This is a genomic window from Pseudomonas sp. B7, from assembly GCF_016735645.1.
Taxonomy (GTDB): Bacteria; Pseudomonadota; Gammaproteobacteria; order Pseudomonadales; family Pseudomonadaceae; genus Aquipseudomonas; species Aquipseudomonas glycinae.
This window is the reverse complement of record NZ_JAERRE010000015.1, coordinates 91,500-107,662: the sequence shown is the minus strand read 5'-3', so window position 1 is coordinate 107,662 and position 16,163 is coordinate 91,500. Positions and strand designations below refer to the sequence as shown.

General features: G+C 60.1%; 21 protein-coding genes. 10 read left to right on the top strand and 11 right to left on the bottom strand.

The window, feature by feature from the left end:
- Positions 1 to 2 precede the first annotated feature (2 nt).
- A complete protein-coding gene (locus JKA62_RS27090; RefSeq protein WP_011334925.1) occupies positions 3 to 536 on the top strand; it encodes a cysteine hydrolase family protein in 534 nt (177 codons plus the stop codon).
- 109 nt (positions 537 to 645) lie between these two features.
- Positions 646 to 1,665, top strand: a complete 1,020-nt coding sequence (locus JKA62_RS27085) for a lysozyme inhibitor LprI family protein (protein WP_201820365.1) — start codon at positions 646 to 648, stop codon at positions 1,663 to 1,665.
- 9 nt (positions 1,666 to 1,674) lie between these two features.
- Here the strand turns inward: JKA62_RS27085 and JKA62_RS27080 are convergent, their stop codons facing one another.
- Positions 1,675 to 2,316: a TetR/AcrR family transcriptional regulator gene (locus JKA62_RS27080; RefSeq protein ID WP_041475350.1), complete on the bottom strand. Its 642-nt coding sequence runs from the start codon at positions 2,314 to 2,316 to the stop codon at positions 1,675 to 1,677.
- A gap of 123 nt (positions 2,317 to 2,439) precedes the next feature.
- Between JKA62_RS27080 and JKA62_RS27075 the strand changes: the two genes are divergently transcribed.
- Entirely contained in the window at positions 2,440 to 2,898 is a 459-nt protein-coding gene (locus JKA62_RS27075; RefSeq protein ID WP_201820362.1) for a GNAT family N-acetyltransferase, read from the top strand.
- A 122-nt stretch (positions 2,899 to 3,020) separates the two neighbouring features.
- Entirely contained in the window at positions 3,021 to 3,635 is a 615-nt protein-coding gene (locus tag JKA62_RS27070) for a hypothetical protein (RefSeq protein WP_201820360.1), read from the top strand.
- Between the two features lie 51 nt (positions 3,636 to 3,686).
- Here the strand turns inward: JKA62_RS27070 and JKA62_RS27065 are convergent, their stop codons facing one another.
- Together JKA62_RS27065 and JKA62_RS27060 are read right to left on the bottom strand one after the other, a co-directional pair.
- The gene (locus JKA62_RS27065; RefSeq protein WP_011334921.1) at positions 3,687 to 4,232 is read right to left on the bottom strand and encodes a hypothetical protein; all 546 of its coding nucleotides are present in this window, start codon (positions 4,230 to 4,232) and stop codon (positions 3,687 to 3,689) included.
- 77 nt (positions 4,233 to 4,309) lie between these two features.
- On the bottom strand, positions 4,310 to 4,606 hold the full coding sequence (locus JKA62_RS27060; protein WP_201820357.1) for a DUF7693 family protein: 297 nt from the start codon (positions 4,604 to 4,606) through the stop codon (positions 4,310 to 4,312).
- Between the two features lie 160 nt (positions 4,607 to 4,766).
- Here JKA62_RS27060 and JKA62_RS27055 point away from each other — a divergent pair, with 160 nt between their 5' ends.
- Positions 4,767 to 6,212 carry a SulP family inorganic anion transporter gene (locus JKA62_RS27055; protein WP_201820354.1) on the top strand — a complete coding sequence of 482 codons (1,446 nt, stop codon included), beginning with the start codon at positions 4,767 to 4,769 and terminating at the stop codon, positions 6,210 to 6,212.
- Positions 6,213 to 6,231: 19 nt separating this feature from the next.
- On the opposite strand, the gene JKA62_RS27050 is transcribed toward JKA62_RS27055, so the two are convergent.
- On the bottom strand, positions 6,232 to 6,750 hold the full coding sequence (locus JKA62_RS27050; protein ID WP_201820351.1) for a carboxymuconolactone decarboxylase family protein: 519 nt from the start codon (positions 6,748 to 6,750) through the stop codon (positions 6,232 to 6,234).
- A gap of 135 nt (positions 6,751 to 6,885) precedes the next feature.
- On the opposite strand from JKA62_RS27050, the gene JKA62_RS27045 reads away from it, so the two are divergent.
- Positions 6,886 to 7,707, top strand: a complete 822-nt coding sequence (locus JKA62_RS27045) for an AraC family transcriptional regulator (protein ID WP_201820349.1) — start codon at positions 6,886 to 6,888, stop codon at positions 7,705 to 7,707.
- Between the two features lie 3 nt (positions 7,708 to 7,710).
- Here the strand turns inward: JKA62_RS27045 and JKA62_RS27040 are convergent, their stop codons facing one another.
- Positions 7,711 to 8,604 carry a DMT family transporter gene (locus JKA62_RS27040; RefSeq protein WP_201820347.1) on the bottom strand — a complete coding sequence of 298 codons (894 nt, stop codon included), beginning with the start codon at positions 8,602 to 8,604 and terminating at the stop codon, positions 7,711 to 7,713.
- An 89-nt stretch (positions 8,605 to 8,693) separates the two neighbouring features.
- Here JKA62_RS27040 and JKA62_RS27035 point away from each other — a divergent pair, with 89 nt between their 5' ends.
- The 3 genes from JKA62_RS27035 to JKA62_RS27025 all read left to right on the top strand — a co-directional run bounded on the left by JKA62_RS27035 (position 8,694) and on the right by JKA62_RS27025 (position 11,313).
- Entirely contained in the window at positions 8,694 to 10,025 is a 1,332-nt protein-coding gene (locus JKA62_RS27035) for an aminotransferase-like domain-containing protein (protein WP_201820346.1), read from the top strand.
- Positions 10,026 to 10,080: 55 nt separating this feature from the next.
- Positions 10,081 to 10,467 (top strand): c-type cytochrome, encoded by a 387-nt coding sequence (locus JKA62_RS27030; protein ID WP_064384071.1) that lies wholly within the window; start codon positions 10,081 to 10,083, stop codon positions 10,465 to 10,467.
- A 150-nt stretch (positions 10,468 to 10,617) separates the two neighbouring features.
- A complete protein-coding gene (locus tag JKA62_RS27025) occupies positions 10,618 to 11,313 on the top strand; it encodes a hypothetical protein (protein WP_201820344.1) in 696 nt (231 codons plus the stop codon).
- A 117-nt stretch (positions 11,314 to 11,430) separates the two neighbouring features.
- On the opposite strand, the gene JKA62_RS27020 is transcribed toward JKA62_RS27025, so the two are convergent.
- A complete protein-coding gene (locus JKA62_RS27020; protein WP_201820341.1) occupies positions 11,431 to 13,110 on the bottom strand; it encodes a sensor domain-containing diguanylate cyclase in 1,680 nt (559 codons plus the stop codon).
- A 173-nt stretch (positions 13,111 to 13,283) separates the two neighbouring features.
- Between JKA62_RS27020 and JKA62_RS27015 the strand changes: the two genes are divergently transcribed.
- Positions 13,284 to 13,619 carry a hypothetical protein gene (locus JKA62_RS27015; RefSeq protein ID WP_064380631.1) on the top strand — a complete coding sequence of 112 codons (336 nt, stop codon included), beginning with the start codon at positions 13,284 to 13,286 and terminating at the stop codon, positions 13,617 to 13,619.
- Between the two features lie 73 nt (positions 13,620 to 13,692).
- Here JKA62_RS27015 and JKA62_RS29085 read toward each other — a convergent pair whose 3' ends face one another.
- From JKA62_RS29085 to JKA62_RS26990, 5 genes are all read right to left on the bottom strand, one after another.
- Positions 13,693 to 14,055, bottom strand: a complete 363-nt coding sequence (locus JKA62_RS29085; protein WP_330932857.1) for a hypothetical protein — start codon at positions 14,053 to 14,055, stop codon at positions 13,693 to 13,695.
- Between the two features lie 115 nt (positions 14,056 to 14,170).
- Positions 14,171 to 14,488, bottom strand: coding sequence for a DUF6966 domain-containing protein (locus JKA62_RS27005; protein WP_011334909.1), 318 nt, complete (start codon positions 14,486 to 14,488; stop codon positions 14,171 to 14,173).
- Between the two features lie 89 nt (positions 14,489 to 14,577).
- Entirely contained in the window at positions 14,578 to 14,979 is a 402-nt protein-coding gene (locus JKA62_RS27000) for a hypothetical protein (protein ID WP_039767347.1), read from the bottom strand.
- A 112-nt stretch (positions 14,980 to 15,091) separates the two neighbouring features.
- A complete protein-coding gene (locus tag JKA62_RS26995) occupies positions 15,092 to 15,454 on the bottom strand; it encodes a hypothetical protein (RefSeq protein ID WP_201820337.1) in 363 nt (120 codons plus the stop codon).
- A gap of 126 nt (positions 15,455 to 15,580) precedes the next feature.
- Positions 15,581 to 16,147 (bottom strand): chorismate mutase, encoded by a 567-nt coding sequence (locus tag JKA62_RS26990; RefSeq protein WP_201820334.1) that lies wholly within the window; start codon positions 16,145 to 16,147, stop codon positions 15,581 to 15,583.
- Positions 16,148 to 16,163 lie beyond the last annotated feature (16 nt).

The window sequence follows — 16,163 nt, the reverse complement described above, 5'->3', positions numbered from 1 at the left end:
CCATGACCACCGCATTGCTGATCATCGATGTCCAGCGCGCCTTGTGCACAGGCGAATACGAGTGCCACGACATCAAACGGGTGATCGATACCATCAACGGCCTCAGCGCCCGCGCGCGCCAATCGGGTGTGCCGGTGGTGCTGATCCAGCACAACGAAAAGGACAGTCCGTTCGCCCACGGTGCCGAGGGCTGGCAACTGGCTGACGGCCTGGCCACCGCGCCCGGCGATCTGCGCGTCGACAAGACCGCCAACGACTCGTTCTACCAGACCAACCTGCAGAAACTGATTCCCCGGGAAGACTTCGACCGCCTGGTGATCTGCGGCCTGCAAACCGATTACTGCGTCAACGCCACCGTGCGTCAGGCCCACCAACTGGGCTACGACGTGGAACTGGCGGCCGACGCGCATTCCACCGTCGACAACGGCAACATGAGCGCCGAAGACATCATCGCCGAACACAACAAGGACTGGGCGCACCTGACCGGTTCCGTGGCGCGGATCGATGTGAAGCCGGCGGCCGGGATCACATTCTGATGCTTGCTTGCACAAGAGCCCGGTTGCTCGCGAGCAACCAGTGAAAAAACCAGAGCATCGATAGCCCGGGCCCGGCATACTGCCGCCGCCTCAGGAATGGAATCTGTCGATGCTCGCTTTCAATCTCCGTCACGCCTTGCAGCTGACGTGTCTCGTATTTGCTACCGCCTCCCACGCTGCCAGTTTTGACTGTGCTGGCGCTTCCAGCCCCGTTGAAAAAGCCGTTTGTGCGGATCCGTATACCTCGAGTCTCGATGAGAAACTCGGGGCGCTCTGGCAGACAACGTTGGCGCAGGTGGCTGACCCGCAAGCGCTCAAGGCTGATCAGCGTTCATGGTTGAAACAACGCAATCAATGCGCTGCCAATAGCTCCTGCCTGCGCCGTGAATATTTGATGCGTCTGAAAGCGCTTGAATACGTGGCCAAGCCTTTCAGCTGGGATGCCACCTGGCAGATGATTCCGTGGGGCGTTTCATCGGTGGCAGAAGTCACAACCAAGCGTTTGGACGCCACGCATATTGCCTTTGATGTTTCTGCGTCAAATGGTGGCAACTCTGGTGACATGGACGGTGTGGCCACAATTGACGGTGCCGTAGCGCATTTCGCTGAAGGCAACTGCACCCTGAAATTCAGCGCGCTCAACGGTTTGCTGGATGTTGATTCCGATGGCGGTGAGGGGGCTTGTGGTGGCGGGATGGGCGTTTACTACGATGGAAGGTATGTGGCATCTGACCAACCGATCGCGATTGAATACGACTTGCTGAGCCTTGGCGTCGTGCGTACGCAGCAAGAAGATCAGGCATTACGCACGTTGCTCAAAAGTGACTATCAGACGCTGCTGCAAAATAGCGGCTCAATGGCAACCGGCGAGACCTCTCGTGATGTGCCGGGGAGTGAGGTCAATGAGTTCTGGCTGCGAGGTCTGGCTTCCAGCAACGCGGCGATTCTGATGAGCGCGCCGGGAGGCCGAGTTTGGCTGGTGCTATTGGTTTTCGATGAGCAACGCAAAGTCAGGGCGCGGTATTACACCAACGTTCCCAAATGGAAAAAGCGGGTGCCTGATGTGCTGCTGGCGTGGCGTGAACGCTTGGCGGGAGAGGCGACACTGCCTCTGGACCTGATGCCCTGACTCTCACGTTCAGGTCGCAAACATCAACCTGCGAACATCACTCACCGGCTCGGACACCGCACCGCTCAGCACCAGCCGCGTAATCGTCTCCGCTGCCACCGCATAATCCTCATCCTGCGGCACCTCCCGCCCGGTGATGCGCCCCATCTGCCAGCCAATGTTGGTGTAGGTGCGCGTCGCCGACCAGATAAACAGCATCAAATGCTCTGGATCGACCGGCGCCAGCAGCCCGCGGTCGATCCAGCTGCGCAGACACTCGACATTGCGCCGGGCCTCACCGTGCAGCAGGTCGCGGCATTCGTCGGGCAACTGACGGCCGCCGAGCAGCAACTCACCACTGAAAACCTTGGCGATCGCCGGATGCTCGCGGGCGATGCGGATGCGGGCGGCGACGTAGGCGCGCAGGCCAATCAGCGGATCGTCGCTTTCGCGCAGCACCGCCGAAGCTTCCAGCAACGGTTCGACGAAGCCGAGCAGCACTTTGCCGTAGAGGTTTTCCTTGCTCTGGAAGTAGTAATACAGGTTGGCCTTGGGCACACCGGCGCGGGCGGCGATGTCGCGGGTCTGGGTCGCGTCGAAGCCGTTGGCGGCGAATTCTTCACTGGCGGCGGCCAGGATCAGTTGCTGGTTGCGTTCGCGGATGCTGCTCATGGACGGCATGGAGGTCTGGCCATTTCGGCTTCGCAATATACAAAACTATATAGCGATTAGGCCAGCAAACTCGTTTGTCAGCGCTATGCTGGTTTCAATTTCAATAACGTCAGGAAAAGGCCAATGACTCTCCGGGCCCTGCGCGCCACGACGATTCACCTCGACGCAGTGGCGAAGCTGTTCGACGCCTATCGCGGTTTTTACGGCCAGTCTTCGAATCTCGAGCAATCCCGGGCCTTTATCGCCGAACGCATGGCCGGCAATGAATCGGCGATTTTTCTGGTTGAGGACGAAAGCGGTGAGGCGTTGGGATTCGTGCAGTTGTACCCGACGTTCTCGTCGATTGACGCCCACCGCACCTGGCTGCTCAGCGACCTGTTCACCACGCCAGCCGCTCGGGGCCGTGGAGTGGGGCGACGATTGATGAACACCGCCCGCGACTTCGCCGTCGAAACCGGCGCCAAGGGCCTGGTGCTGGAAACCACCACCGACAATTTCACCGCTCAGGGATTGTACGAATCACTCGGCTGGGTGCGCGATACGGGCTATTACACGTACACCCTCGATTTGCGCCAAAGCTGAATCGGCGCGAACTTTTTCACGGTTTTCCCGAATCAGGTCTTTTCCCGAACGTAGACGATCACTAGAATCCGCCCCGGCGCTCCGCAATGGAGGCTCTTTGATATCACTTTAGGGACGACATAATGCAATTCGGGAAAATCCTTGCGCTGGGTCTGGTGCTCACGCTGGGCGGCTGTGCCAGCTTCACCAAGGACGAAGTGGCCCCGGTCACGCTGCCATCGATGGCCAGCTATGCCAACAAGCCAAACGTCTATGTCGATTTCGATTTCTATCAGGGCGAGCCGAAAAGCGCTTCCGCCGTGGAAATGCCACAAGCTCGGGACATGCTAAAACCGCAACTGCAAACCGTCCTCAACGATTCCGGTTTGTTCGGTCGTGTCACCTTCGACAAATTCGAGAAGCAGCCAGGTGACTACAGCCTGCGCCTGAAAATGTACAACCATCCACCGAATGGCGGTCAGCTGGTGCTGGCCTTCATCAGTGGTCTGAGCATGACGATCATTCCGGCCTATGCCACCGACCAGTACACCATGAGCCTGGAAACCCTCGATCAGCAAGATCAGCCGCTGTCCACTGCGAGCAACCATGACGCGGTCGGCACCTGGATGGGCATCTGGTTCCTCCCGCTGGCGTTCAATACGCCGAAAGCAGCGGTGACCGATACATTCACTCGGCAGGTCAATGCGTTGCTCAAGGAGTGGGCCGACAACAACCGTCCGAAATATTCGGGCATTTGACGCACTCCAGCCGCAAAAAAAGAGCCGCAATCGCGGCTCTTTTTTTGGCCCTTACTTCAGGGCCTGAATGAACTGTGGATCGCTGTACAGATTTTTCAGCAAGTCCTGCAGCATCGGGTTGTAGGCGTTGGTCGCGTTGGGGATCGCGATAAAGCCGAAAAAGCTGCTGTTCCACTGATGGCTGACATCTTTGGTAGCGTCGTACACCACATCGCTGCCATTGCGCAGGGTGAAACGCGCAGCGATGGTGCCATCACCGGTGCCCATGCCAGCGTTCAACTGGTTTTTCACGACCAGCACCTGCAGATGACGCGTCGCCTGCGGATCGAGCAGACCGGCCTTGCGCAGTTCTTCGGTGATCGCGTCCTGGATGTGCGCCGGGATGCTGCCTGTCGGTGACTTGATCGGGTTGGCGCGGACCATCAACGAGCCTTCGCCCGATTCAGCGGTGACTTGTGGATTGCTGATCGCGTGCAGCGGCGGGGTTTGCTTGAGCTTCTGAACATTGTCGAAGCTTGGCTCGTAACGGGCCATGGTCATGCCACAGCCTTGCAGGAGCAGAGCAAACAGCGGGATCAACAACAGCGATTTTTTCACGGCAGTTCCTTGCGCGTAGAAGAGGGGGGCGAATTATGGGCAGAGTGCCATCATTGGGCAACTCTGTTTGCCGTCCCTCATTCACGTTGCTGCAACAAGCCCTCGATCTGCGCCAGCTCCCAGGTACTCAACAGACTAATCGGGTCGGTGCCGAAGCGCTGCCGGGTGTCGAGCGTCCACTCGCGACCGTCCGGGCAAAGACAATCAGCGCAGTGATGCAGGCGCTGGCCGTCGAAGTCCAGTTGCAAGCGCCAGCCTTCGATGTCGACCGCAACCCCATCCGTTTGCACGTCCATCACCCGCAAGGCACACACGCCCAGCGCGGCATCGCGCAATCGCTGGCACACTTCGCGGCTGGTCAATTCGGTCGGCATTCGGGGCTCCACTGGCTTAAACAGCGCGCCAGCATAGAGTGCGCGCTGGAGGTTGTCAGCGATGACTGGCCCGCTGCGGGGCATTTGCGTAACATCCGCAACCCTCCTTTTTCCGTGAAAATCAGTGGCCGCGACCGTCGGCCGCTCTGTCAGGTAAGCCATGAAACCGATTCGTCTGCGCGCCGATGTCCTGGCCGGACTCACCACCTCGTTTGCCCTATTGCCCGAATGCATTGCGTTTGCGCTGGTGGCCCACCTCAATCCGCTGATGGGCCTGTACGGCGCTTTCATTATTTGCACGTTGACTGCGCTGTTCGGTGGCCGGCCGGGCATGGTCTCCGGGGCGGCCGGATCGATGGCGGTGGTAATCGTCGCGCTGGTGGTGCAGCACGGCGTGCAGTACCTGTTGGCGACGGTGTTGCTCGGCGGCTTGATCATGATGGCGTTCGGGCTGTTGCGGCTGGGCAAACTGGTGCGCATGGTGCCGCACCCGGTGATGCTCGGGTTCGTCAACGGCCTGGCGATCATCATTGCGCTGGCGCAACTGGAGCATTTCAAGAGCGGTGAACAATGGCTCAGCGGCACACCGTTGTATCTGATGACCGGGCTGGTGCTGCTGACCATGGCCATCGTCTACATCCTGCCGCGCCTGACCCGTTCGGTGCCGCCGGCTTTGGTGGCGATCCTCGGCGTCGGTTTGCTGGTTTACCTGCTCGGCCTGCCAACTCGCACCCTCGGCGACATGGCGCACATCGCCGGCGGTCTGCCGAAGTTTGCGCTACCGGACATCCCTTGGAATCTCGACACCCTGCGCATCGTCGCCCCCTACGCGATTCTGATGGCGCTGGTCGGCCTGCTGGAAACCCTGCTGACCCTCAACCTCACCGACGAAATCACCGAAACCCGTGGTTATCCGGACCGCGAATGCGTGGCGCTGGGCGCGGCAAACGTGGTCTCCGGTGCATTCGGCGGCATGGGCGGTTGCGCGATGATCGGCCAGACCGTGATCAACCTGAGTTCCGGCGGGCGCGGGCGCTTGTCCGGCGTCGTGGCGGGTGTGTTGATTCTGCTGTTCATTCTGTTTCTGTCGCCGCTGATCGAGCGGATTCCGCTGGCGGCGCTGGTGGGGGTGATGTTCGTGGTGTCGCAGCAGACGTTCGCCTGGGCTTCACTGCGGGTGCTGAACAAAGTGCCGCTCAACGATGTGCTGGTGATCATCGCGGTAACGACCATCACGGTGTTTACCGACCTGGCCACGGCAGTGTTGTGCGGGATTATTATCGCGGCGCTGAATTTTGCCTGGCAGCAAGCGCGTGAGCTGTACGCCGATGAACACCTGGAAGCCGACGGCAGCAAACTGTATCGCCTGCACGGCACTCTGTTTTTTGCCTCGACCACGCCGTTTCTCAATCAGTTCGACCCGGCCAGCGATCCGCAGCGGGTGACGCTGGATTGCCGGCACCTGAGCTTCGTCGATTATTCGGCCATCGCCGCGCTGAAAACCCTGCGCGAACGCTACGCCAAGGCCGGCAAGCAGTTGCAGGTGTTTCACCTGTCCGAGCGCTGCAAGAAGTTGTTGAAACGCGCCGGGGTCGACCACGACTGAGGTCGACCCCGGTGGCTGATCAGGCATCGATGGCAGGGAAATCGATGTCGGTCAGTGCCGCGTTGTTCAGGTAGTTGGTGAGGGTTTGCGCGGCGACGATGGCGATCACTTCGATGATTTTCTTGTCGTCGATGCCGGCGGCGCGGGCGGCGGCAATCTGTTCATCGCTCAGATGACCGCGGGTTTCGGTCAGTTGATGGGCAAGGGTGGCAAAAGCATTCAGTCGACCGTGACGCGCTTCGACGATTTCTTCTGCTGCCAGCCCGGCCTTGCTGGCAAACAGGGTGTGCGCCGCCAGGCAATAGTCGCAACCGTTGACTTGCGAGGTGGCCAGGTACACCGCCTCTTTTTCCTTGGCACTCAGTGAGGTCTTGCCCAGAGTGGCCGAGATTTGCACGTAGGCATCCAGCGCGACAGGCGCAGTGGCCAGGGTCTTGAACAGGTTGGGCAGGAAGCCGATTTTTTTCTGCACGCCTTCAAGTGTCGGGCGAGTGGCGTCGGTGGCGGTTTCGAGGCTGAGAGGGGCGATGCGGCTCATGGTGATTCTCCGAAAGTCCGGTGCGAAGTGCGCCGGGGATGGAGGCCATGTTATTGAGCGCGGCTGGTGCTTTGGGTGCAAATCGTCGAGGATATGCGGCAGATCGTCCAAACCTGCCGCCGGAGGAGTCCTTCAATGGATCGCCTGTCCACCTTGCTCAGCCATTTCGGTGTCAATGCCGGCACCTTTCACAGCGGCACGTTCTGCGGGGTGAGCGCCTACGGCGGCGATCAGGTGTGCGGGCATGTGCACCTGTTGCAGGCGGGGGAATTGTTGCTCAAGCCGGGCAATGATCCTGAACTCTCGCTCAATGAACCGACCCTGATCTTTTTCCCGCGCCCCATGGCCCATCGCCTGTTCGCCAACGAAGCCATGGGCACGCAACTTGTTTGCGCTTCACTGACCTTCGACGGCGGCGCGGGCAATGCCCTGGCGGCGGCACTGCCGGATTACCTGGTGCTGAAACTCGCCGATCTGCCGGAAATGGCCAACACTCTGGAGTGGCTGTTCAAGGAAGCTTTCGACGGCCACTGCGGGCGAGAAGCGGTGATGGACCGGTTGTTCGAATTGCTGGTGATTCTGCTGCTGCGCCACCTCATCAGCAGTCGAAACCAGCAGCCGGGCATGATGGCGGGGCTGGCCGATCCGAAGATTTCCCGAGCCTTGAACCTGATGCACGAGCAGCCGGCCAAGGCCTGGAGCGTCGCCGAACTGGCAAGCGCGGCCAATCTGTCCCGCGCCGGTTTTGCCGAACATTTCCGGCGGGTGGTGGGGCAGACGCCGGTGGATTATCTGGTGAACTGGCGGATCAGCCTCGCGCAGAAACGCCTGCGCGAGGGACGGCCGATCGCCCTGATCGCCGAAGAGGTCGGCTATGAAAGTCCCTCGGCGCTGGCCCGGGCGTTTCGGCGCAAGACCGGGCTCAGCCCGCGTGAATGGAAGGCCGGTGCGAGCTGACGACTATCTGGCGAATTTCTTTGCCCCGGCCACGCACAGGATCACCCCCAGCGTGACCGCCAGCATGCCCATGCTGACATGCTCGTGCAGCAACGTCGCGGCCAGTGCCAGACCGAAGAATGGCTGCAACAACTGCAACTGTCCGACCGCCGCAATCCCGCCCTGAGCCAGCCCGCGATACCAGAACACGAAACCGATCAGCATGCTGAACAGCGAAACGTAAGCCAGACACACCCACGCCGACACGCTGATACCGCTGAACGAGGCGGGCGCCAGCCAGACACTCAGCACGGCCATCACCGGCAACGACAGCACCAGCGCCCAGCAAATCACCTGCCAGCCGCCGAGAGTGCGCGACAGTTTGGCGCCTTCGGCGTAACCGAGGCCGCAGGCGAGAATTGCCGCCAGCATCAGCAAATCGCCGGTGGGCGAGGCAGTCAGGCCTTGCGAGATCGCGAAGCCGACCACCAGCGAACTGCCCAGCACCGAAAAAATCCAGAACACCGGACGCGGCCGCTCACCGCCGCGCAGCACGCCGAAAATCGCCGTCGCCAGTGGCAGCAATCCTACGAACACAATCGAATGCGCCGACGTCACGTATTGCAGCGCCAGGGCCGTCAACAACGGGAAACCCACGACCACGCCCAGCGCCACGATCAACAACGAGAACCACTGATCCCGCGCCGGCCGTCGTTCGCGAAACAGCCACAACAGGCTCAACGCCAGGGCGCCGGCGATGGTCGCACGGATGACGGTGAGGAACACCGGATCGAACTCCAGCACCGCCAGCCGCGTGGCGGGGAGCGAGCCGCTGAAGATCACGACGCCGATGAAGCCATTGATCCAGCCGCTGGTTTTTTCCAGGGCCGGTGTGCCGAGATGGGAGGTTCGTTCCATGGATGTGGCGCTCGGAGGTGGGTTGCGTCGAATCGATCCTAGGGCTGAGAATCAAGACAATCAAAAAATTGTCATGGATACAGCCCGATATGCCGCGCTCTCGCTACAAGACTCTTGTCGACACCTTTGCGGCTGACATCCGCGCCGGCCGCCTGTTGCCCGGCACGCGTTTGCCGACTCACCGGCAATTGGCAGCCAGCGAAGGGCTGGCGCTGGTCACCGCGTCGCGGGTGTACGCCGAGCTCGAGGCCATGGGCCTGGTCAGCGGCGAAGCCGGGCGCGGCACGTTCGTGCGGGAAACGTCGTTGTTGCCGGGGCAAGGCATCGACCAGAAAGACGTCGCGGTGGGCATGATCGATCTGAACTTCAACTACCCGTCATTGCCGGGGCAGGCCGAGCTGCTGCGCACCGCGTTGCGGCAGCTGGCGTTGTCCGGCGACCTTGAAGCGCTGCTGCGCTATCAGCCCCACGCCGGTCGCCAGCATGAACGGGCCTCGGTGGCGCGGCACCTGCAAACACGCGGTTTGAGTGTCGAGGCCGAGCAGGTGCTGATCGTCAACGGCGCGCAGCAAGGGCTGGCAGTCACGTTGATGGCGCTACTCAAACCCGGCGATGTGATTGCCGCCGACGCCTTGACCTATTCGGGATTCAAAGTGTTGGCCGAAGCGCTGCACCTGGAAGTAGTGGCGATCCCCGTCAATGAGCAGGGCCCCGATCTGGCGGCCCTCGACAAACTCTGCCGCCAACGACCGGTGCGTGCGGTGTACAGCATGCCGACCCTGCACAATCCACTGGGCTGGGTGATGCCTTTGGAACAACGTGAGGATTTGATCGCGATTGCCCACCGGCATGATCTGACAATCATCGAGGACGCGGCCTACGCCTTTCTGGTCGATAGCCCACCACCGCCGTTGGCTGATCTGGCGCCGGAGCGCACGGTCTACGTGTCGGGCCTGTCGAAAAACATCGCCACCGGCCTGCGTGTCGGTTTCATCGCCGCGCCGGTCGAGCGGGTGGCGGCGCTGGAGCGGATCATCCGTGCGACCACCTGGAACACCCCCGGCGTGATGACCGCCATCGCCTGCGGCTGGCTCGACGACGGCACCGTCACCTTGCTCGAAGCGCAAAAGCGCAGCGACGCCCAGGCCCGGCAAGTTCTGGCCGCGCAGATCCTCGAAGGCCTGCCGACTGTCGGCCATCCCTCTTCGTATTTTCTTTGGCTGCCGCTGCCGGAAGATATTCGGGCCGACCACATCGTGGTCGAGTTGATGCACGAACAGGTTTCCGTCACCACCGCCGAGCCCTTCACCGTGTCCACCCATGTGCCCCACGCGATTCGGCTGGCGTTGGGCTCGGTGGACATGCTTGCCCTGCGTCAAGCCTTGCTCAAAGTCCGCCAGGTCGTGGGCGCCTACCTGTAGCGCAAGTGACCGCGCAGGATTACCCTTGGCGCCGCCGAAGACCTGGAAATCCCTGATGAAAAACGCTGCACTGACTTTCGCCCTGATCCTCAACGCTGGCCTGCTCAGTACACCCGTTCTGGCCGCTGGTGACGCCGAGGCCGGCGCAAAAATCTTCCCGCGCCTGTGCGGCGGTTGTCATCAAGTCGGCGAATCTGCCCGGCCGGGATTCGGTCCGGAACTCAACGGCATCATCGGCCGCCCGGCGGGTACGTCGGCGAATTACGTGTACTCCGATGCGATGAAAAACTCCGGCCTGACCTGGGATCGTGAAACGCTGACGAAGTATCTGAAAGATCCGAAGGGCGTGGTGCCGGGGACGCGGATGATTTTCTGGGGACTGAGTGACGAGGAGAAGATTGATAATTTGTTGGCGTATCTGCAGACCTTTTCTCAGCAATGAAGCGCCTGTGCGGGAGCTGCGCATTTGAGGGGGCGGGGCGTTAGTCTGGCACGCGCCCCAATTTTTCCGTGGCAGTGAGTCATGCCATGTTCAAGGATTGGCGAGTGCGGGCGATAAGTCTGACATCCATTCCCTCGAACTTTCCCCGCCATGAAAAAATTGCTCATTGTTGTTGGCTCACTCTTGCTGCTCTGCGGATGCGTCACCAAAAATTTCAGTGTCGAAGATCGTCAGCAAATCAAGACCCTGAAAGTGCTCCCCGTGTATGTCGCCGTCGAAAACTTCAAATACACCAGCATGACCCAAGCCTGGAGCGCGGGACTCGGTGCCGGTGCCGGCGCAGCCACCGGGATGGCGGCCGGTGCATCGACGACACAAGTCAATGCATTGGCAGGCGCGGGGTCTGTGGAGGGGACAAAAAATGGTGATGTGCTGACGGGGGATATCTCCCGGGCAATCCTCAACAACATGAAGGCCAATGATATCGACCTGGCCAAACTGGTCCGCCAGAGTTTCGTTGACCGGGTTCAGCAGGAGCGGCTGTTCACAATAGTCGGAGAAGGCGAGCAGGCTGATGCCGAGATCGAGATCATCGTCTCGCAATGGGGGTTGAGCCTGAAAAACTTCAGCACCGAGTTGTATCCGGTTATTGGCGCAACCGCTCAGATCAAGCGCAAGGGCTCGGCGGTGTGGCGCAACTTTGAAACGATCTCCGTATTCAATGACGCCAACAACCTTGCTTACCTGCCGGAGCAATATGCAAGAGATCCCGAAGTTCTGCGCAAGGCGTTTACCCACGTGTCTGATCTGTTGATGGCCGATCTGATCAAAGACATGCAGCAATAAAGCGGTTTACTTCAGCGCCAGTCTCAATCGTGCAGTCACATCTTTGATCGACGCCCCCTGAGTCGCAGAGGGGGTCGGGCTTTCGCCAAAATGAATCATGGCGGCGTCGAGTTTGCATCAGCCATTTTCGCTCACCTCGACGAGAGAAGCCTGACAGGCCACTTGATTGCGGCCTGCCGCTTTCGCCTTATACAACTGCTGGTCGGCACGTTTGACCAGTGCTGTGGGGGTGTTGTCGGCCGGGTCGGCGAGGCTGACACCAATGCTGACCGTCACCGGGCCGACTGCTGGAAAATCCGCCTCGGCAATCGCTGATCGAATCTTTTCGGCGACGATATCGGGCGTATCGGGTTTGGCGATTTCCGGCAGCAGCACCGCAAATTCTTCGCCTCCGTAACGGGCGACGAAATCCGTGCTCCGGATGCTGATCTGGATCAGCTGCGCCAATTGCTGCAGTACGTCGTCGCCGGCCGCATGGCCGTGAGTGTCGTTGATGCGTTTGAAGTGATCGGCATCAATCAGAAGCAATGCAAACGGCCGCCCGGTACGACGGAACAGCAGGCTGTATTCGGTGAGTTTTTCGTCGAAACGGCGGCGGTTGTAGACACCGGTCAAGCCATCGTGGGTGGCCAGGTTCAGCAGCTCGGCGTTGGCCAGGGTCAGGGCCGCCGTGCGTTGGGCGACGGTGGCTTCGAGCGATGCGTTGGTCTCCTGCAGCTCACGCTCCTTGGCGAGCAGCGATTGGGTCATGGCATCGATGGACTGGCCGAGCTGGGCAATTTCCCGCACGGGATGCCGGAGCGGAAAGTACGCACCAGGCTGGTTGTTCTGCACTTTTTGGGCTGAACGCGCGAGGTGCTCGATGGGTCGGCTCAGGTACAGCGCCAGGTAATACGCTACGAGTCCGAATGTCACGGCGGCGAAAACCCCCAGCAACAGCAGTTTATAAAGCAGCAGTCGCGCCGGTTGCAGCGCAGTGTCCAGTGGTTGACGCACGGCAATCGACCACGACAGCGCGGTGCCCGTAGGCGTCGGCACCGTCACCTCACTGGTCAGGTACCCGTTGCCGACGACCCAGCCCGGGGACTTCGGATCCTTGGCCGGCATTTGTTGACCAACCAGCGCTTCCGGGTACAGCACCTTGCCGTCGTGATCGATGATCAGCGCTTCGATATCCGGCTCCGCCCCCTTGTGCGACATCGCTGCCGATTCGACGATGTGCGTGACCCAGCTCCAGTGCGCATGGGCGCCGAGCACACCGATCACCTGGCCATCGGCGTTGCGGATGGGCGCGGCGAAGTCGATGAAGCGCAGTGGCTCGCCGTTGGGCAGACCCGGCAACAGTTTCGCCAACAAAACGGCTTCGTGCGGATCGCCGGTGTATTCCCCGCGCAGACCGGCCTGAAACCATGGGCGCTGTTGCACGACCTGACCGACCAGCAAACCGTTGACTGCCTGATGCACACGCCCCTGAGCGTCGGTCACCCCCATCCACGCATACTCGGAGCGGGCTTCGGTGCGCAGCTGCATCGATTTGAGAATTGCCGGATTGTCCAGATCGCCGCGTTCCAGATGCGGCGCCCGGCTGAGCAGATAGACCTCCAGTTGCCGCTCGCGCAACTGCTCGCCCAGCAGCGTCGCCGCCGACCGCGCGGTACTCAGCAGCGCATTGCCGCTGGCGCGTTTCATTTGTTCAGTGGCGATATCACCGACGTAAAAGCCCACGCTCAATAGCGTCAGCAGAGACAAACCGGCAAACCAGAGAGTCAGGTGGCTACGCAGGCTGGCTTTGAGCATGAGCGAGGTCTGTTTTTATTGAAGTGGCGCCATGGTATGCGACATCGCGGACGGGCTGCCAGCAAGGCGTTTAATGAAAACCTGCCGAGACTGATATCAATGAGCCATTGCGTTCGGTAAAGTGTGCGCCGCCCGAGAGACGGATCCCGGGCGTTTACCCATGGAGTCTCGCAGTGAAATACCTCAGCAAAGTAGTCGCCGCCGCACTGTTCGGTGTGGTTCTGGCAGGTTGCACCGGCACCCCGATGAACACCAGACATTACGACAGCAGCCAATACACCGTGATTGGCCACAGCGAAGCCAGCGCCACCGGCCTGATGCTGTTCGGCGTGATCCCGATCCGGCAGAACAGCCGTTTCGTCCGTGCACAGGATGCCGCGATCAAGGCCAAGGGCGGCGACGCCATGATCAATACTCAGATTCAGGAAAACTGGTTCTGGGCATGGGTCCTGAGCGGCTATACCACCAAGGTCTCCGGTGATGTGGTCAAACTGAAAACCGTGCAATAAGCACCGGTTGGACGTGAAAAAGCCCGGCTGATCAGGCCGGGCTTTTTGTTTGTACAGCGGTAGAGCGTTTTATTCAGGCAACGCGGCGTTCTTGCAGACGATCAGCGCCACCTTCGGCAACGCGGCGTTCTTGCAGACGATCAGCGCCACCTTCAGCAACGCGGCGTTCTTGCAGGCGATCAGCGCCACCTTCGGCAACGCGACGTTCTTGCAGACGATCAGCGCCACCTTCGGCAACGCGACGTTCTTGCAGGCGATCAGCGCCACCTTCAGCAACGCGGCGTTCGATCAAACGATCCGAACCACCCTCAGCTAAACGACTTTCAATCAACCGATCCGAACCGCCTTCGGCGATCATGGTGTGGGCGGGTTTGGCTGCAAAAGCGTTGACTGCAAGAACCGAGAAAGCGATGCCGAGAAGGATTTGGCGTTTCATGATCGTGTGCTCCAGGGGTGTTGTTTGTTGGGTATGGAGCCGATGTTACGCCGCGAATTTTTTATGAGAACTTCATTGAGCTGATGGTGACTATCGACGCCAGAAATGAATGCCGTTATCGCTGCATGTGCCTGATTTCATTGGCCAGCTCGTAGGCTTGCTCACGGAGTTCGGCAAATTTTGCATTCAGTTCGCCATAGCCGCGCTTCCAGGCAAATGCACCGTTGATGCTGGTTTGTCCGAGCACGACATCATTGAAGGACCCCATCCCGCCATAGGCCGAGAGCAGCCACGTGATTCCGGAATAATCGGAGTCCAGCAATCGTGCGCGAGCTTTTCGCATCCACGCGCTCCAGTGCGCTTCTCCGTCGCTTTCCAGAACACTGATTAGCTCATTCAGTACCTTGATCAGCGTTTCGGTTTTCGGGCCCATGTTCAATGAGTGCTCCTTTTGATGAGGCGTAGATACTCAACCAGTGACGACTTCAAGACGCCGAAGAGTGAGCGTTGCGCAAAGAGCGATCAAACAAGCTGACGCTTCACGTCCAGCGCGATCGAGGCAAAGCCTTTACCTGTGCCCGGATTAGATGTCGAAGTATTTTGCATCGACGAGACGTCCTCCCAGCGATCCACGGATTCAATGTGTTCATGGGAGGCGTCCGTATCGATTTCAAATGCGATGAAACATTCGTTTTGATCCAGCAAAAGTCCGAACAGGCGAGGCATGCCGGGAAAGTCGATTTCCAGTTCCAGCACGATGGACGACGACCAGTCGATGCCTTGGTACTCTGCGTATCGGGCCAGGGCGACAGGTACACCCTGTTTGCGCCATTCACTGGCGCAAAGCATCAAACGATGCGCAACGACTGCGTTTTGCTCCTGCACGTTGAGCTGTTTTTTCTTCAGTAGTCGTTCAATGTCCATGGGAAACCTGAATTCGCAGCGTCGGGCTAAGAGCTTACCCAGCAAACGCAAAAAGCGCGCGCAAAGAAAAGCCCGGCTGATCAGGCCGGGCTTATCTTTATGCGCTGCTTACTTATGCAACGCGGCGTTCGATCAGGCGATCAGCGCCACCTTCAGCAACGCGGCGTTCGATCAGACGATCAGCGCCACCTTCGGCAACGCGGCGTTCGATCAGACGATCCGAACCACCTTCAGCAACGCGGCGTTCGATCAGACGATCAGCGCCACCTTCAGCAACACGACGTTCGATCAGACGATCAGCGCCACCTTCGGCAACGCGGCGTTCGATCAAACGATCCGAACCACCCTCAGCCACTCGACTTTCAATCAACCGATCCGAACCGCCTTCGGCGATCATGGTGTGGGCGGGTTTGGCTGCAAAAGCGTTGACTGCAAGAACCGAGAAAGCGATGCCGAGAAGGATTTGGCGTTTCATGATCGTGTGCTCCAGGGGTGTTGTTTGTTGGGTATGGAGCCGATGTTACGCCGCGGATTTTTTATGAGAACTTCATTGAGCTGATGGTGACTATCGACGCCAGCAATGAATGCCGGAACCCTTGTTCTAGGGCACCAGCGGCCGAATGCACAGCTCTCCGGTGGCGCGGGTCAGGGCCAGATCATGCAGCGCATCGCGGGTCAGACCGGCGCGAGCCTTGGCCAGCCACGCCGGGCAGTTCGGGTCGTGGCGGTAGGGCGCGAAGTCGGCGTATTGCTGCAGCAGACGGGTTTGCAACTCGTCCAGACGCGGGCGAATCTGCTTGCCCAAGTCCGGGCGCGGCGTGTCTGGCGCGGCACCGGCTGCCTGCCACTGTGCGAGCAAACCGTACTGCACCAGTTTGTTGGCCTCCATCTGTGCGGCGATCAACTGCGCGACGTCTTCCGGATCGAGCTTGCGTTCGGCGGCCAGCTTGCGGGCGTTGTCGATCACCTGTGCCTCACGGGGGCTGTCCTGGATCGGTTTGCCGCTGTCCCATTTGGTCAGGGCGACGAGGTCGCCGATGTTCAGGCGTTCGTTCAACGTGTTCACCAATCCTTGCACCACCTCGGGCGAGGGGGCGGGGGCGGCGTGGGCAGTCGTCGCCAGAACAGTCAATAAGGTGCAACTCAGCAGAAATGGGGAACGGCGCATGGGGGGATTCACTTCC

Bases quoted from the DNA above. Each gene is read 5' to 3' on its own strand.
- JKA62_RS27040 (WP_201820347.1), bottom strand. From the start codon at position 8,604: ATGGAACGAACCTCCCATCTCGGCACACCGGCCCTGGAAAAAACCAGC.
- JKA62_RS27020 (WP_201820341.1), bottom strand. From the start codon at position 13,110: ATGCTCAAAGCCAGCCTGCGTAGCCACCTGACTCTCTGGTTTGCCGGT.
- JKA62_RS27055 (WP_201820354.1), top strand. From the start codon at position 4,767: ATGAAACCGATTCGTCTGCGCGCCGATGTCCTGGCCGGACTCACCACC.
- JKA62_RS27090 (WP_011334925.1), top strand. From the start codon at position 3: ATGACCACCGCATTGCTGATCATCGATGTCCAGCGCGCCTTGTGCACA.
- JKA62_RS27030 (WP_064384071.1), top strand. From the start codon at position 10,081: ATGAAAAACGCTGCACTGACTTTCGCCCTGATCCTCAACGCTGGCCTG.
- JKA62_RS27050 (WP_201820351.1), bottom strand. From the start codon at position 6,750: ATGAGCCGCATCGCCCCTCTCAGCCTCGAAACCGCCACCGACGCCACT.
- JKA62_RS27000 (WP_039767347.1), bottom strand. From the start codon at position 14,979: ATGGACATTGAACGACTACTGAAGAAAAAACAGCTCAACGTGCAGGAG.
- JKA62_RS29085 (WP_330932857.1), bottom strand. From the start codon at position 14,055: ATGAAACGCCAAATCCTTCTCGGCATCGCTTTCTCGGTTCTTGCAGTC.
- JKA62_RS27085 (WP_201820365.1), top strand. From the start codon at position 646: ATGCTCGCTTTCAATCTCCGTCACGCCTTGCAGCTGACGTGTCTCGTA.
- JKA62_RS27070 (WP_201820360.1), top strand. From the start codon at position 3,021: ATGCAATTCGGGAAAATCCTTGCGCTGGGTCTGGTGCTCACGCTGGGC.
- JKA62_RS26990 (WP_201820334.1), bottom strand. From the start codon at position 16,147: ATGCGCCGTTCCCCATTTCTGCTGAGTTGCACCTTATTGACTGTTCTG.
- JKA62_RS26995 (WP_201820337.1), bottom strand. From the start codon at position 15,454: ATGAAACGCCAAATCCTTCTCGGCATCGCTTTCTCGGTTCTTGCAGTC.
- JKA62_RS27025 (WP_201820344.1), top strand. From the start codon at position 10,618: ATGAAAAAATTGCTCATTGTTGTTGGCTCACTCTTGCTGCTCTGCGGA.
- JKA62_RS27045 (WP_201820349.1), top strand. From the start codon at position 6,886: ATGGATCGCCTGTCCACCTTGCTCAGCCATTTCGGTGTCAATGCCGGC.
- JKA62_RS27080 (WP_041475350.1), bottom strand. From the start codon at position 2,316: ATGAGCAGCATCCGCGAACGCAACCAGCAACTGATCCTGGCCGCCGCC.
- JKA62_RS27075 (WP_201820362.1), top strand. From the start codon at position 2,440: ATGACTCTCCGGGCCCTGCGCGCCACGACGATTCACCTCGACGCAGTG.
- JKA62_RS27035 (WP_201820346.1), top strand. From the start codon at position 8,694: ATGCCGCGCTCTCGCTACAAGACTCTTGTCGACACCTTTGCGGCTGAC.
- JKA62_RS27005 (WP_011334909.1), bottom strand. From the start codon at position 14,488: ATGGGCCCGAAAACCGAAACGCTGATCAAGGTACTGAATGAGCTAATC.
- JKA62_RS27060 (WP_201820357.1), bottom strand. From the start codon at position 4,606: ATGCCGACCGAATTGACCAGCCGCGAAGTGTGCCAGCGATTGCGCGAT.